Annotated in this window: 10 protein-coding genes; 5 read left to right on the top strand and 5 right to left on the bottom strand. The window is 35.3% G+C overall.

Annotated elements, in window-relative coordinates:
* Nucleotides 1–305 precede the first annotated feature (305 nt).
* From IV512_RS00760 to IV512_RS00740, 5 genes are all read right to left on the bottom strand, one after another.
* On the bottom strand, nucleotides 306–2,687 hold the full coding sequence (locus IV512_RS00760; protein ID WP_209399737.1) for a polysaccharide biosynthesis tyrosine autokinase: 2,382 nt from the start codon (nucleotides 2,685–2,687) through the stop codon (nucleotides 306–308).
* Nucleotide 2,688: 1 nt separating this feature from the next.
* Nucleotides 2,689–3,468, bottom strand: coding sequence for a polysaccharide biosynthesis/export family protein (locus tag IV512_RS00755; protein ID WP_209399735.1), 780 nt, complete (start codon nucleotides 3,466–3,468; stop codon nucleotides 2,689–2,691).
* Nucleotides 3,469–3,502: 34 nt separating this feature from the next.
* Nucleotides 3,503–5,434: a nucleoside-diphosphate sugar epimerase/dehydratase gene (locus tag IV512_RS00750; protein WP_209399733.1), complete on the bottom strand. Its 1,932-nt coding sequence runs from the start codon at nucleotides 5,432–5,434 to the stop codon at nucleotides 3,503–3,505.
* Nucleotides 5,435–5,438: 4 nt separating this feature from the next.
* On the bottom strand, nucleotides 5,439–6,569 hold the full coding sequence (locus IV512_RS00745; protein ID WP_371743240.1) for a DegT/DnrJ/EryC1/StrS family aminotransferase: 1,131 nt from the start codon (nucleotides 6,567–6,569) through the stop codon (nucleotides 5,439–5,441).
* Nucleotides 6,570–6,896: 327 nt separating this feature from the next.
* Complete coding sequence (locus tag IV512_RS00740) at nucleotides 6,897–7,883, bottom strand: UDP-glucuronic acid decarboxylase family protein (RefSeq protein WP_209399730.1); 987 nt, start codon at nucleotides 7,881–7,883, stop codon at nucleotides 6,897–6,899.
* A gap of 364 nt (nucleotides 7,884–8,247) precedes the next feature.
* On the opposite strand from IV512_RS00740, the gene IV512_RS00735 reads away from it, so the two are divergent.
* The 5 genes from IV512_RS00735 (at nucleotide 8,248) to IV512_RS00715 (ending at nucleotide 15,542) form a co-directional block, all read left to right on the top strand.
* Nucleotides 8,248–9,645, top strand: a complete 1,398-nt coding sequence (locus tag IV512_RS00735) for a nucleotide sugar dehydrogenase (protein WP_209399728.1) — start codon at nucleotides 8,248–8,250, stop codon at nucleotides 9,643–9,645.
* A complete protein-coding gene (locus IV512_RS00730; RefSeq protein WP_209399726.1) occupies nucleotides 9,642–10,658 on the top strand; it encodes an NAD-dependent epimerase in 1,017 nt (338 codons plus the stop codon). Before IV512_RS00735 ends, IV512_RS00730 begins: the two co-directional genes overlap by 4 nt.
* 69 nt (nucleotides 10,659–10,727) lie before the next feature.
* The gene (locus IV512_RS00725) at nucleotides 10,728–11,726 is read left to right on the top strand and encodes an SDR family oxidoreductase (RefSeq protein WP_209399723.1); all 999 of its coding nucleotides are present in this window, start codon (nucleotides 10,728–10,730) and stop codon (nucleotides 11,724–11,726) included.
* A 6-nt stretch (nucleotides 11,727–11,732) separates the two neighbouring features.
* The gene (locus IV512_RS00720) at nucleotides 11,733–13,013 is read left to right on the top strand and encodes a nucleotide sugar dehydrogenase (RefSeq protein ID WP_209399721.1); all 1,281 of its coding nucleotides are present in this window, start codon (nucleotides 11,733–11,735) and stop codon (nucleotides 13,011–13,013) included.
* Between the two features lie 972 nt (nucleotides 13,014–13,985).
* Entirely contained in the window at nucleotides 13,986–15,542 is a 1,557-nt protein-coding gene (locus IV512_RS00715) for a hypothetical protein (protein WP_209399719.1), read from the top strand.
* Nucleotides 15,543–15,704 lie beyond the last annotated feature (162 nt).

The following is a 15,704-nucleotide window of genomic DNA, read 5'->3' as shown; positions in this document are numbered from 1 at the left end:
ACGTAATTAATCAAATTAACTTTGATTTAGTGTTCTCTAAGATAGTTTATAAACAATTCTACAAATTAATACCCTACCATTTTTCGTTAAAAACAATTTCAACATCGACCAAATGCCCTAACATCTAATCACGCTACCCTTAAAATCAGGTAGAGATACCGGCAATTAATGAAGGGGCTTTTTTAAGGGGGGGGGGAAGACTATTCTAATTCAAAAATAAATTCAATTTATATTGGAATAATTTAGAAATTACCAAATTAAATTTACTCAACAAACTGAGAGAAATCTTTTTATAAAATTCCGAATTAAAACTTCCACCATTTTTTTTGAGTCTTGCCATAACCATAACCATATTTACCACCGTAACCAAGATTAGATGTTTCAACATCGTTCACAACAAAAGACAATCCTTTTATCTTACCTTCTTGTTGAAGTTTAATTGGGTAATCTATAGCTCGTGTTTCTGTTACTCCAGCTCTTGTAACATAGATTAATAAGTTAGCATACTCACTAATAAGAAGTGTGTCAGTAACTACCATTAAAGGAGCGGTATCAACTATAATATAATCATAATTGTCAGCAACCTCATTAAAAAGGTCTTTCATTCTTGGACTCATAAGTAGCTCTGCTGGATTTGGAGGAATTCTACCAGAATATATGACGTCTATTGTATTTTGATGTACCAACATTGGATTTATAATGTCTTTGACTTCAAGAGTATTATCGTATAAATATTCTGTAAGACCAGCATCTTTGTTTCTACTAGGCTTTGACATTTTATCTACATTACTACCAGTAAAAAATGTGTACAGTTTGGGATTTCGAATATCAGCTCCTATTAATAACACTTTTTTATTAGTACTAGCTGCAATCATCGATAAATTAGTAGAAAGAAAGGTTTTTCCTTCGCCAGGAACGCTTGATGTCACGAATATAATATTTCCTCTGCCATCAGCAGATTTTTTAGTTTTAATAATATAATCTAAGTTAGTTCTAATAATACGCAAAGATTCTGCTAAAATTGAACGGTCTTCTTTAACAACTACCATATCATCTTTTTTAGATAATTTTGGCAATTCCCCTAATATAGGTATATCCCTAACTAAATTTTCAAGGGTATTCATATTATGAACTTTGTTATCCATTAAGTCTTTAATATAAATAATAGAAAAGGGAATTGAAAGGCCCAATATAAATGAAGCCAAGTAAATAAGAGTTTTTTTTGGTGAGACTGGCAACGGGCTTAAGCTATATGCTCTATCAATGACCTTAGACTTAGGAGAGCTTGATGCCGCGGTAATCTGTGCTTCTTCTCTCTTTTGAAGTAAATAAAGATATAAAGATTCTGTAGTTTGCTGTTGTCGGGTTATATCTCGAAGAGCTCTTTCATTTGCGGGAGAAGAATATATTTTTGAATTAAATCTCGCTTGTTGCCCACTTAGTGAGTTTACAGTCAAGCCTAGATTACTTACAGTGCTACTCAAACTAGACTGCATACTCCTTTTCAACCCCTCTATCTGTTGATCAAGGTTAACAATAACTGGATTCTTTTCGTTTGAGCTTTTCAGTAACCGCCGTCTTTCTAAAACGAGCTGATTATACCTATCCGTTGTACTAGAAATAGTGGGGTCAGAAAGACCTAAATTAGTGGGCAAAACCTCAAAACTACCTTGTTGCTGCACAATCTCTTGCATAGATGCAGCCATGTTCAACTGATTTCTCGCATTTGCCAATTCTTGTTGATTAGCTACACCTACATTTAAATTTACGTTAGCTTCTGCTTGAATGTCGGTAACTCCTTTTTCCGTTTTGAAATCTTGAGCCGACTGATCAACACTGGATAAGTCTGAAGCTATATTTGAAATTCTTTCATCTATAAAATTAGAAGTTCTATCTGCAATTATTTGCTTGTCCTGAATGGCATTCAGATTATAAACCCGAACTAAAGCATCTAAAATATTGGTTGCCTTTTCCCTTATAGGATCCTCTAAACTTAAATTAACAATATTTGAGAACTCTCCAGGATTCGTGACCAATATTTTTGTTCTATATTCTTGAGCTACCTCTTCAATGGGTCTTACGGAAACTCTTAATTTTTCCTCTTTATACTTTTCAAAAACCCCTACGTTGGGAGTAATAACAACATCTCCTAAGGGAGTGGGTATATTTTTACCAAAAGCATAAACTTCCATAGGCTTATCCTCTTCTTCCGAGTACCCAAAAGTTGTAGAAGATGAAATAGTTATGAAAAATTCAAAATTGGATTTGTTAACCGTAGAGTCTGCAGCTATAAAACTTAAATTGACAGGAGGGTTTTGGTATAATTCAGTCTCTTTAATATTACCTTGAACCAAAATTCTAGTATTAAGGTTTAGTTCTCTAACTACAGCTATAAAATTAGAGCGAGAATTCACTATACGAAGCTCATCTTCAACTTTATTCTTTCCCCCTCCCAAAATAGAGATATCTTGAAAGACATCAAGCTCTGAACCAGAGGTCTTATCCTCTAGAATTTGTATTTGAGTTTGCACAGCATATTTCGGTGTTGCATATCTAATGTATACAAATGCCAATAAATAAGCTAAGAATATAGAAAAAGCAAACCATTTCCAATGTTTTGTGTAGGCATTAATGGAATCCTTTAAATTGTCTCCATTCAATGCTACTCCTTGAGAATTTTCACTCATATCAATTTCTTGTAATTAATAGTACTGTTGAAGTGATAAGTAATGAAGCTACTGAAACATAAATAGATGCTCTATTGTCAAGGGCCGAAGTTTTTATTGCAGAGTTATTTGGCTCAACATACACTACATCATTTTGAGTCAAATAGTAAACTGGTGAGCTCAAGGCATCTTTATTGGTTAAATTCACTCGGGTATAAACTTTTGTGCCATCAAAGTCACGTATGACCATTACATTTTCACGAATTCCCTTAATGGTCAAATCACCAGCCAGACCTAAAGCCTCTAATACTGTAATTCTCTCTCCGTTTACTGGGTATGTACCAGGTCTATTGACCTCTCCCAATACGGTTACACTAAAGTTTCTTAATCGAATATTGATTATTGGTTCTTTAAGGTAGTCGGACAACTTGTCTCTTAAAAGCACCCTTACTTCCTCTGATGATAAACCGGCAATCTTCAATTTTCCTATCACAGGAAAATCTATTTCCCCGTCCTTATCTATCAAATAATCTACTTGTTCTGGCCTTAATCCTCCTTCGGATCCACCTCTAAATAAATTAAATGGTGCACTTGCCTCACTATCTAGAGTAGAGACATAAATACTCACTAAATCATCTACTTTAAATTTTGGTGTAAAACTATTTTTATCAACTAGAGTTTCAAAATCTCCAGTATTCTGAAAGTACACGACTTCCTTTCTTGATGCGCAAGAGGTCAAAACAAGTACGGCCAAGCATAATATTGTATAAAAGTGATTTCGAGATGTATTCAATTTGAACATAGTTAAAATTTTTGATGCAATGATAGTGAAAAAATTAGAGTACTTTTTTCAATTGAGCGGTTTTGACTTTTTTACCTTCTTTTTTATCTAGAACACATAGTTCAGAGTTACTTGAAATAAACTCAGGTACAATTTTTTTCATCAACTCTATTGTACTACCATTAAAGAACATATTAGAAACACATAGTTCGTCAATTTTAGACCTCACCATTGTATAATCTAATTCTCGGGTCTTACTAATCATGATTTTTTTATGATAAGTGGGCATTGTATTTTCACCATTGGCCAGCAGCTCTTCATATAACTTTTCTCCGGGTCGCAATCCAGTAATTTTAATGTCAATATCCTCTGGATATTTTAAACCTGATAGCTTAATCATATTTTTGGCCAAATCATATATTTTAACTGACTCACCCATGTCAAATATAAATATCTCACCCCCATCGCCCATAGCCCCGGCTTCCAATACTAATTGGGAAGCTTCTGGTATAGTCATGAAAAACCTAGTTACATCGGCATGCGTAACGGTTAAGGGTCCTCCTTTATCAATTTGTTTCTTAAATAGAGGAATTACCGAACCATTAGAACCTAATACATTACCAAATCTAGTGGTTATGAACTTTGTTTTTCCATGTTGCTGCATACAACTCACATACATCTCTGCGATGCGTTTTGTCGCTCCCATAACATTGGTCGGGTTCACCGCCTTATCGGTCGAGATAAGGATAAATTTCTCAACACCATGACTCATTGAAAGATCAGCGACCACCTTAGTACCTGCAATATTTATCTTAATGGCCTCATAAGAGTTGTACTCCATCAAAGGTACATGTTTATAAGCGGCTGCATGAAACACAATATCTGGACGATGTTCTTGAAACAAATTGTTAAGACGGTTTTTGTCACGTACATCACCCACAATAGGAATGAAATTATGAAAACCATTTTGCTTAAGTTCCTGCTGTAAATCGTATAAGGCAGATTCTGCTTGATCTATTATAATTAAAGATTTATAATTGTACGTACATACTTGACGAACAATTTCACTACCAATTGAACCGGCACCACCAGTAACCAAAACAACCTTATTCTTAACTTGATCAGAAATCTTAGAATTCTTAATACTGATAGGGGCCCTATCTAAAAGGTCTTCAATCTGGATTTGTTTAATTTGTGAGACTTTTAATTCTCCATTAATCCATTGTTCTACGGGAGGAACAATTTTAACTTGTACCGGAAAATCAACCAACCCTTCTACTAAAATTTTTAAATCTTTGGGATCTATATTTTGAATGGAAAAAATTACTTCAGAAATACTATTTTTTACAAAAAAATCTTTTGTCAGAATATCCTTATGAAATACTTTAACCCCATTTATCTGCTTACCTACCTTCTTAACATCTTCATCGACATAACCCACTACACGAACCTTACTTTTAGTATGGTTTACCAATGCGTTCTGAGTTAAAATCCCCGATTCACCCGCCCCATATATCAAAACATTCTTGTTAATCTTGAAGTCACGAGCCATGAAATTCGTGTATAGCGACTTAAAAACATACCGTGAACTGGTTAGCGCTACAAAACTCAATAGGCTATGAATTATTATGATGCCGAGCGGAACAGTAAAATTTTCGAACATGCCCAACTCTCTGTTGAAAAGCACCATGGAAATGAGAAGAATACTCGAAAGGCAAATAGCATTGAAAATATTATATACGTCTCTTACCCCTGTATGCCTAACCACCCCCTTATGAGAGCCGGTAAAGACAAAAGAAGCCATTGCGATTAGAGCGATTATTGGTAGCTGAATAAATAATTTATCTAATTCAAAATCTAAGGTGAGATTAAACCTAATAATATATGACAACACAAAGGAAACAGTTATCATACATACATCAATAAACAAAACAAGCCATTTTGAAGCGTATCGATGCGCATTATTTACCAAGAAATCTTTGATCATGATTTTAAATTTTGGTTCTAATAATTTCAATTATTCTAACTAAATCTTCTGTTCTAAGGTTTGACCCACTAGGCAGACAAAGACCTCGTTCAAACAAGTTTTCAGAGGTGCCATTGGAAAAATTAGGGTAACCCTCAAACAGCGGTTGCAAATGCATAGGCTTCCACAATGGCCTAGATTCTATGTCTTGTTCTAGAAGAGCAAGACGTATTTCCTCTCTTTTTTCAAAGGACGAAGTGAGAACGCATGTTAACCATCGATTTGAATAATAACCATCAGGTTCTTGCAAAAATTCAATCTTGTTTGAACCTCCCAAATTTTTAAAGTAAAAATCGTAATTGGCCCTTCTTGCCTTTACTCTATCGTTTAAAACTTCCATTTGTCCTCTACCAATACCAGCAAGTACATTGCTCAAGCGATAGTTGTAACCTACATAAGAATGTTGATAATGCGGTGCATCATCACGGGCCTGGGTAGCTAAAAAAACTGCCCTCTTTTTCAATTCTTCGTTTCGGGTAACCAAAGCACCGCCTCCTGAAGTAGTAATGATTTTATTCCCGTTGAAAGAATAAACACCGATATCACCAAAAGCTCCACATTTGTTTTCACGAAAGGAGCTTCCCAAAGCTTCTGCGCTATCTTCAACAATCGGAATATTATATTTATTTGAAATCTCAGATAGTTCGTTGACTTTGTAGGGCATTCCATAAAGGTGAACCGCTATAATTGCCTTTGGTTTTTTTCCGTTTTTAAGTCGATTTTCAATTGCCTCCTCAAGTAATTCCGGCGACATGTTCCAAGTATCTTTCTCGCTATCAACAAAAATAGGAGTAGCGCCTAAATAGAGTATAGGGTTAGCCGATGCAGAAAAAGTAAAACTCTGACAGATAACTTCATCACCTTTTGACACTTCCAAAAGTTCTAAAGCTAGATGTATAGCCGCCGTACCAGAACTCAGGGCTGCCACATAAACATCGTCATCAATATATTCCGCTATTGCCTTTTCGAAATTATTAACATTGGGGCCAAGAGGAGCTACCCAATTGGTATCAAATGCCTCTTGAACATATTTTTCTTCAGTACCACCCATATGAGGAGAGGATAACCAAATTTTGCTCGATGTAATACTCTTCACCTTTTTTCGGTTTTAGTCATTTTTTTGGGGATTCAATGCTCAAATACAATTTTACCTTATTCTAATACATTGAGTTTGTAAAACTAAGTTTAAAACATTCTCAAAACTACATATTTAGCTAAATCACGTGAAAAATCGGTCAACCGCATTTGAATAATTTATCATATGTGACACTATAAGTACGTTCTACAAAACCATTAAGATGTAACAAACATTTTAATTTAACATCTCCAAAATATAACAAGACTCCCATCTCAATTCCTAATCAACATCTTACCACAAAATTAAAATTTCCGAAATAAAGAAATTTAACATTTAATAAACTCTCTACACTCTATTGTATTCGGTAAAATCTTTATGCTCTTTTTTATAAAGCTCCTCTTCCGGTAGAGATTTAAAGTATTCGTAAGTTTTTCTCATTCCCTCTTCTCTTGACACCTTAGGTTCCCACCCTAAAATTTCTTTTGCCTTGGAAATATCCGGTTGTCTTTGCATTGGATCATCTTTGGGAAGTGGTTTATAAATAATCTTTTGATCCGTGCCTGTTAGTTTCACAATTTCCTCAGCAAAGTCTTTAATAGTAATTTCATGAGGGTTACCTATATTAACAGGCATATCATAATCACTAAGTAAAAGTCGATAAATGCCTTCTACTTCATCATCCACATAGCAAAAAGACCGCGTTTGACTACCATCGCCAAATACAGTTAAATCTTCGCCTCGAAGCGCTTGACCAATAAAAGCTGGTATAACACGACCATCATTCAAGCGCATTCGAGGGCCATAGGTATTAAAAATTCTCACAATTCGGGTTTCCAGTCCATGAAATCTATTATATGCCATAGTAATAGACTCCATGAACCTTTTAGCTTCATCATACACTCCACGAGGCCCAATAGTATTTACATTACCATAGTATTCCTCAGTCTGAGGATGCACCAAAGGATCCCCATAAATCTCAGATGTAGAAGCTATTAGTATTCGCGCTTTTTTTACTTTTGCCAACCCTAACAAATTGTGCGTTCCTAGAGCACCCACCTTCAATGTTTGAATAGGTATTTTCAAATAATCGATTGGGCTTGCAGGTGATGCAAAATGAAGAATATAATCCAGTTCTTTTGGCACGCTTACGAATTTTGTGACATCGTGATTGTAAAACTCAAAATTTTCAAGCTTGAACAAATGCTCTATATTCTTAAGATCTCCCGTTATCAGATTGTCCATCCCGATAACATGAAAATTCTCCCTGATAAAGCGATCGCACAAATGAGAGCCCAAAAAGCCCGCAGCACCTGTAATAAGTATTTTCTTCATCTGGTAATTAAAATTGGGTTATTATTATATTGATAATTTACTTGAATCTTCATATACTGAAAACCTACTATAAAGGCGAAGATAATTACTATCGTTTAATCTGATGTCACACTCATACCAAAAATACTACCAAGCACACAGAATATTAGATAAATGGCGAAAAGTTGATCAGTCGTAATTAACACTTAATAGATGTTATGTACTTACAATACGAAAAAGCACCTCTATAAAAGTAGCCAAAGTAGTCAAGGTTATTAAGTCTTCAATTTTCGCTTAATCCGAATTAATTCTTTTTAATCGAAAAAAAGTAGGTTTTTTTTGAGTTAATTGGTAATCTTTGCAGCCAAACGAAATGCCTTTTATCATGAAAAAAGTTAATAAAATTTGCTGTATAGGTGCGGGATACGTGGGTGGACCAACCATGTCGGTCATTGCTAGTCAATGTCCTGAAATCACCGTTACCGTCGTAGACATCAATCAAAATAGGATCGACCAATGGAACGATAGCAACCTAGATAACCTTCCTGTATATGAGCCAGGTCTTAGTGAAATTGTAGAAAAGACCAGAGGAAAAAATCTTTTTTTCACTACCGAAGTTGATAAAGCTATCGATGAGGCCGAGATAATTTTCATTTCAGTTAACACCCCTACAAAAACTTATGGAAAAGGTAAGGGTCAAGCTGCTGACCTCAAATTTGTAGAGCTCTGCGCTAGAAACATTGCGAAAGTCGCCAAAACGGATAAAATCGTTGTTGAAAAATCTACACTACCAGTTAGAACTGCCAGTGCGATTAAAAGTATCTTGGAAAATACGGGGAATGGTGTGAATTTTGAAATTCTATCCAACCCAGAATTTTTGGCAGAAGGCACAGCAATAGAAGATCTTTTAAAAGCTGACCGAGTTTTAATAGGTGGTGATGAAACAGCCTCAGGTCAAGAAGCAAAAGACACGCTGAGTTCAATTTATGAACACTGGTTGCCCAAAGAGCGTATTCTTCAAACAAACGTATGGTCTTCAGAACTTTCGAAGCTCGTAGCCAATGCTTTTTTAGCACAAAGAGTGTCTTCTATAAATGCAATTTCCGCACTTTGTGAAAGAACTGATGCGAATGTGGCCGAGGTTTCAAGGGCTATTGGTACCGATAGTCGAATCGGCGCTAAATTCTTAAATGCCTCGGTAGGTTTCGGTGGTTCTTGTTTTCAAAAAGATATTTTAAACTTGGTATATATATCTCGAAGTTTTGGTTTAACAGAAGTAGCCGACTATTGGGAGCAAGTAATCATCATGAACGATTATCAAAAGAGAAGGTTTGCCGAAAATATAATTTCTACGCTTTACAATACCGTTTCAGGAAAAAAAATAGTTTTCTACGGATGGGCCTTTAAAAAAGACACCAATGACACTAGAGAATCGGCAGCCATTAACATCGCCGATGCTCTATTAGAAGAAAAGGCAGAGATTGTCGTATATGATCCTAAAGTCTCTGAGAAACAAATTTATGCCGACCTAGATAATTTAGGCACACGCTCTCCCGAAGAAAACAGAACTCTTCTCAAAGTGGTAAACGACCCCATGGATGCAGCAGTTGATGCTCACGCCATAGCTATTCTTACAGAGTGGGATGAATTCAAGGGCTATTCTTGGAAAGAGATTTTCAACAAAATGTTGAAGCCGGCCTTTGTATTTGACGGAAGACGTTTATTACAAAAAGAAGATATGGAAAAGATAGGTTTCCAATATTATAAAATAGGTCAATCATGAAAATTTTAGTCACTGGGGCTGCTGGATTTATCGGCTACCATCTTTGTGAAAAATTGGTCAAAGAAGGCCATGAGGTGGTTGGCTTGGATAATATTAATGATTACTACGATGTTAATCTTAAATTCAGCCGACTAGAACAATTGGGAATCTCGCGAGAAAACGCTGAAATTTTCAAAGAAACATTTCACAGCTCAATTCATAAACAAAAATTTTCGTTTGTTCGTATGAATTTAGAAGATAGAGATGCCCTACCCCAACTGTTTAAAAAAGAAAAAATTTCTAAAGTTTGCAATCTTGCTGCTCAAGCAGGGGTCCGTTACAGTATAGAAAATCCTGAAACCTATATCGACAGTAATATTGTAGGGTATTTGAACCTTCTGGAATGTTGTAGGCATAATAAGGTCGAGCATTTGGTATATGCCTCGAGTTCTAGTGTTTATGGGCTGAACGAAAAAATACCATTTTCGACCCATGATAGTGTTGACCATCCTATTAGTCTTTACGCCGCAAGTAAAAAGAGTAATGAGCTAATGGCGCACACCTATAGCCATCTTTTTAATATCACCACTACCGGATTACGTTTTTTCACGGTTTATGGGCCATGGGGAAGACCCGACATGGCCTTATTTCTTTTTACCGACGCCATAGCGAACGGCAAACCCATCAAGGTGTTTAATCACGGTAAAATGGAAAGAGATTTCACCTATATTGATGACATAGTAGAGGGTGTTTATAGAATCATTACAAGTTCCCCAGATAAAAGAGATAAATATAAAGTCTATAATATCGGTAACAACAATTCGGTTAAATTGATGGACTTTATTGAAGCCATTGAAAACAGTATGGGAAAAAGAGCCGAGAAAAATATGATGCCCATGCAGCCCGGAGATGTGGAAAGAACCTGGGCGGATGTTACAGATTTAATCAAAGATTATAATTATAGACCGAATACCCAAGTCAACAAAGGTGTTCAAAAGTTTGTGGATTGGTACAATTCCTATTACACCAAGTAATAAACATAAACTATTTTCAAGAACTGAAGGCCTTAAATATAAAGGTTTATAAATCAAATCTAATTACAAATGGCACTTGCTAACATCAACTTCCCTTCAAATTATAAAATTTTAGTAACTGGAGGTGCGGGCTTTATCGGCTCCAACATTAGCGAATTTTTACTTAAAAATGGTAATAAAGTTACCTGTTTAGATAATTTTGCTACCGGAAAAAGAGAAAATATACAACCATTTCTGGAAAACGAAAATTACACTCTTATTGAGGGAGACATTCGAAACTTGGAAACGTGTATAAAAGCATGTGAAAATGTAGATTATATCCTCCACCAGGCTGCTCTAGGATCAGTTCCTCGTTCAATAAACGACCCAATTACCAGTAATGAAGTAAATGTTTCAGGATTTCTAAATATGTTGGTAGCTGCTAGAGATGCTCACGTCAGACGTTTTGTCTATGCCGCCAGCTCTTCCACCTACGGAGATTCTATATCTATGCCCAAGAAAGAGGAAATAATCGGAAAACCCTTATCCCCCTATGCTATAACCAAATATGTTAACGAACTATATGCCGAAGTCTTCTCCAAAACGTATGGTTTGGAAACCGTTGGCCTCCGTTATTTTAATGTCTTTGGCAGAAGACAAGACCCGAACGGTGCATACGCAGCAGTAATCCCGAAATTCACCATTCAATTAATGAATCATGAATCTCCAATCATCAATGGAGATGGGAGTTTTTCTAGAGATTTCACATATATTGATAATGTCATTGAAATGAATTTAAGAGCACTAATGACAGACAATAAGGAAGCCATTAACACCGTTTACAATGTGGCATATGGAGAACGCACCAATCTAAAGGAGCTGGTGACCTTATTAAAGGAATATTTGAGGGCTTATGATTCCAAAATAATGGAGGTAGATGCTGTGTATGGTCCAGAACGGAAAGGAGATGTTCCACATTCACTGGCATCAATAGAGAAAGCCCGTGAAAAATTAGCATATAATCCCCAATACGACATCAAGACTGGCTTAAAGTCAGCAATGGACTGGTATTGGCATAATTTAAATTAAGTAAGTATGAATTCACCTAAAATAGCAATAATTGGCTTAGGATATGTAGGTTTGCCACTCGCTAGGCTTTTTGCCACAAAATATTCCGTAGTTGGCTTTGACATTAATCAAAGTAGAATAAACGAACTACAATCTGGAACCGACACCACATTAGAAGTAAGTGATGAAATACTTCATAAAGTTTTAGTCGACAGCCCCACAGATAAAAAGGGACTATTTTGTACAAGTCAATCAAAAAATCTCGAGGACTGTACTTATTATATCATTACTGTACCAACTCCTGTTGACAGTACTAATCGACCTATCTTAGCGCCTCTCTACAAAGCCAGTCAAACTGTAGGTGCTGTATTAAAAAAGGGGGACGTTGTAGTTTATGAATCTACAGTTTACCCAGGGGCCACGGAAGACGAATGTGTACCCGTTCTTGAAAATGTTAGCAATCTAAAATTCAATCAAGATTTTTTTGTTGGTTATTCTCCAGAGCGAATTAATCCTGGAGATAAAGAGCACACGGTAGAAAAGATTTTAAAGGTCACTTCTGGATCAACCCCAATTATAGGAAAAAAAATAGACCAGCTATATGCTTCCGTTATTACAGCAGGAACATATTTAGCCCCAAGTATTAAAGTTGCGGAAGCCGCTAAAGTTATAGAAAATTCCCAAAGAGATATTAATATCGCCTTCGTAAATGAGCTGGCTAAAATTTTTAATCTCATGGGGGTCGACACAGACGAAGTTCTAAAAGCTGCAGGTACGAAATGGAATTTTTTACCCTTCAAGCCAGGACTAGTTGGTGGACACTGTATAGGTGTAGACCCATATTATTTAGCACAGAAAGCTCAAGAATATGGTTACCACCCGGAAATTATCTTAGCCGGAAGACGAATGAATGACGGAATGGGAAAATACGTTGCTTCTGAAGTTATAAAGTTGATGGTTCAAAGAGATATTAAAATTAAGAAGGCTAAAATTCTTATTTTAGGAATTACTTTCAAAGAGAACTGTCCTGATGTTCGAAATACCAAAGCGGTAGATGTCATAAATAATTTGAAGTCATATGGAACGGAAATCACGATTCTAGACCCTTGGGCTTCAAGTTCTGAAGTTATGAGGGAGTATCAAATAGAGACTACCAAAAATTTACCAAATGAGACTTATGATGCGGTAGTTTTAACTGTAGCCCATAAAGAATTTTTGGAGATGGATATTAAATCTTGTCTGAATGAAAATGGAGTATTATATGATGTTAAGAGTATACTTAAAATTCCTGTTGATGGGAGACTATAAGTATACTAATCGAGATTAATTTTAATAAAACAAAGTTGAAATCTTAAAACATAACATTACACCTACGGAGCTAGCTCCGTAGGTTTTTTTTTACCAAATTGGATGTTTATAATTTATCACTATAAAATTCTTCCTTTCGTCATTGTTTCTATCGAATCAATAATTAGATAATTGAATTATTTCCTGTGTTTATAAAATTAAATCATACTAATATGTAGTCCATTATTATAGTAAGTGTATGACTATCGACTATTCCGTCTAATTTTTTTATAGATTTTCAAACCATATAGTAAGCACCTATCGTAATGGTTGATACGCTGATTATTAATTCCACCCTTCCAACATTAATTTCATAACCCTTACAATGTTTTCTATACTCAAATATTAACTAAGTGATGCCACTATTAAATATAAAAAGCAATAAATAAAGACTTTACTTCCTGTAAAGAATGTGATAGTGTAGACCTTTTAGATTTCTAGCATTATCGTCCCTTAAGCTTTGAAATTTTAAACTCCGAGTAAGTTTCGAAGCCTTATTGAAAATTCTTCTCCACTCTAACCTACATGCATTAGCTTTATAATATATTCCGTAGACAAAAAATGCTTAAAAGCTTCAGTCAAAATATATTACAACATCAAAATACTAATCAAAAAAATATTTTATTTAATAAAATAAATCTTACAATAATTGTAAGTATTTAGTATTTCATCGATTATTTTATCAATTGGCATGCATTTCATCTATAAAATCTACCGTTAAACAACATTTCGTACTACTATCAGTTATAAAATTGTAGAATCGACCTCTTAGATTATTATCATGGTACTCTAAGCTATTTCAAGTTATAAACTTGATAGTGTTTTTCAGTAATATAATACTTAAACTAACAATAGTCCATAGTGTTTTCCCAAAGGCTCTAACGACTTTAATTACGGCGTCCCAAAGCTAAAGCTCAAAAATTTAACCTACTTATGAAAAGTTCTAATTTAAATGTCATCAAGTTGATGGTACCTTTGTTTACCCTTATTTTAAGTATCTCTTGTAGTAAGGATACAGACTTATTAACTGATTTGGTTGTATCTGACAGTCTAGAAAATCAAATGCAGATTACCATATTGAAAGACGACTACTACTCTTCGAATAATTCGGACGAATTAATTCTTGATGTATTGTCTAATGACATAATTGCCAACCCCGATGATGTCAAAATTATTGAAATTACCGACCCGAAAAACGGAATAGTAGTAATTAATGAAGATGACACCTTAACTTATATACCAACAACTAAAGAAACTAACGCTGATAATAATAACGATTCCAATAGCGAAGAAGTCGTGCAAGAAGAAATCAGTGAAGAGGTCAATGAAGAGGTTACTCAAAATCAAGATACTCCTGAAGTACAAGATAATGAAGTAAACGGGTCAGAAGACTCTTTCACCTACACAACTGAAACTGAAGCAGAAGATGGTTCAACTACAAAACAGGAAGCCACAGTAGTTATTACTCAAATGAACGATGATGTTCTACATTGGAAAAAACTATTTGATTTGAAATGGAAAGAGGACGATGCCTCAAATGCCGAAGCCAGATCAAAAAGTCGGAATAAAAGACAAGAATATTATTTTTTAGCACATTTAATTAACGGTCAAATTGCAATGTGGCAGGCGACAGGAGATAACGAATATCTCGACACTACCATAGAGCTTATAGATAACACTATAGAAGATGCCGTTTCAGTAGGAAATGGGTTTCTCGGCTGGCCCACAGATGATGGCACCGAATACAATCTTTGGGATACCTTTTATTGGAGACACGTAGCCACTTTAGTGCGAATCATGCACGAATCTCCAAATTTACGAGCCTCAGGATATCAATCTAAGTATGAAGAACTATTAGCTTTTTCAGAAAAACACATATGGGATAGATATGAATCTTATGGAAGAAGTAACCTTTATCGATCCAGAACGCATATGGCTTCCCATTGGGCAAGGCTAGGAATGGAATTGTATATTGTAACGGGAAAAAAGAAATATAAAGAAGTTTTTGATAATATATCTCACGGAAAAATGGAGGGTTATCCTTCCAACCTAAGAGATCAACTATTTCCGAATCCAAAAAACGCTGCAGCTTACGCTTTCGATAAGTCTTGGGGAGTTTCAAAAGGTTCAGATATGCAAGACATCTCTCATGCAGGAGCAATAGTTCACTTCTGGGTTCTGGCCGAGGAAAATGGCATGTACTGGAATAGAGCTGATATGGATGCACTTAGAAAATCCATGGATATCTTTTGGACCGAATCTGATCCTTCAAGAATTAAAAATAATGTCGATGGCTCTGGTGGATACACAAATCCAGGTAGATTGCATGAGTGGTTTTATTTGGCCCGATATGACGCTAAACTTCAAAAAAGACTTAGAGAAACGTATAACGGTAAACATCTTAACTTTTTCGGATCTCAGGTTTTAGGTATTGGGGCACTAAATGCTAAAATACTTACAGATGGAAGACCTGTATATCCCGAAAATTAACCCAATATACTTGATAGCATGTAAAGGTCACTCTTAGTAAAGAGTGGCTTTTCCATTATTTAGAAATTTTATTAAAATAGCTAGATAGTTTAATATGCCAGACTTTTCAATAGTATTTAATTTATTACCCGAACGTTTTTTTAAGTAAATACTTATAGCAAC

This window comes from Pseudozobellia sp. WGM2 (assembly GCF_017810075.1).
Classification (GTDB): Bacteria; Bacteroidota; Bacteroidia; order Flavobacteriales; family Flavobacteriaceae; genus JADNYK01.
The sequence above is the reverse complement of the archived record's forward strand: the minus strand, read 5'-3'. Positions and strand labels throughout refer to the sequence as shown.

Excerpts from the sequence above, each read along its gene's own strand:
- IV512_RS00725 (WP_209399723.1), top strand. The coding sequence starts at position 10,728 with ATGGCACTTGCTAACATCAACTTCCCTTCAAATTATAAAATTTTAGTA.
- IV512_RS00740 (WP_209399730.1), bottom strand. The coding sequence starts at position 7,883 with ATGAAGAAAATACTTATTACAGGTGCTGCGGGCTTTTTGGGCTCTCAT.
- IV512_RS00755 (WP_209399735.1), bottom strand. The coding sequence starts at position 3,468 with ATGTTCAAATTGAATACATCTCGAAATCACTTTTATACAATATTATGC.
- IV512_RS00735 (WP_209399728.1), top strand. The coding sequence starts at position 8,248 with ATGAAAAAAGTTAATAAAATTTGCTGTATAGGTGCGGGATACGTGGGT.
- IV512_RS00715 (WP_209399719.1), top strand. The coding sequence starts at position 13,986 with ATGAAAAGTTCTAATTTAAATGTCATCAAGTTGATGGTACCTTTGTTT.
- IV512_RS00730 (WP_209399726.1), top strand. The coding sequence starts at position 9,642 with ATGAAAATTTTAGTCACTGGGGCTGCTGGATTTATCGGCTACCATCTT.
- IV512_RS00720 (WP_209399721.1), top strand. The coding sequence starts at position 11,733 with ATGAATTCACCTAAAATAGCAATAATTGGCTTAGGATATGTAGGTTTG.
- IV512_RS00750 (WP_209399733.1), bottom strand. The coding sequence starts at position 5,434 with ATGATCAAAGATTTCTTGGTAAATAATGCGCATCGATACGCTTCAAAA.
- IV512_RS00760 (WP_209399737.1), bottom strand. The coding sequence starts at position 2,687 with ATGAGTGAAAATTCTCAAGGAGTAGCATTGAATGGAGACAATTTAAAG.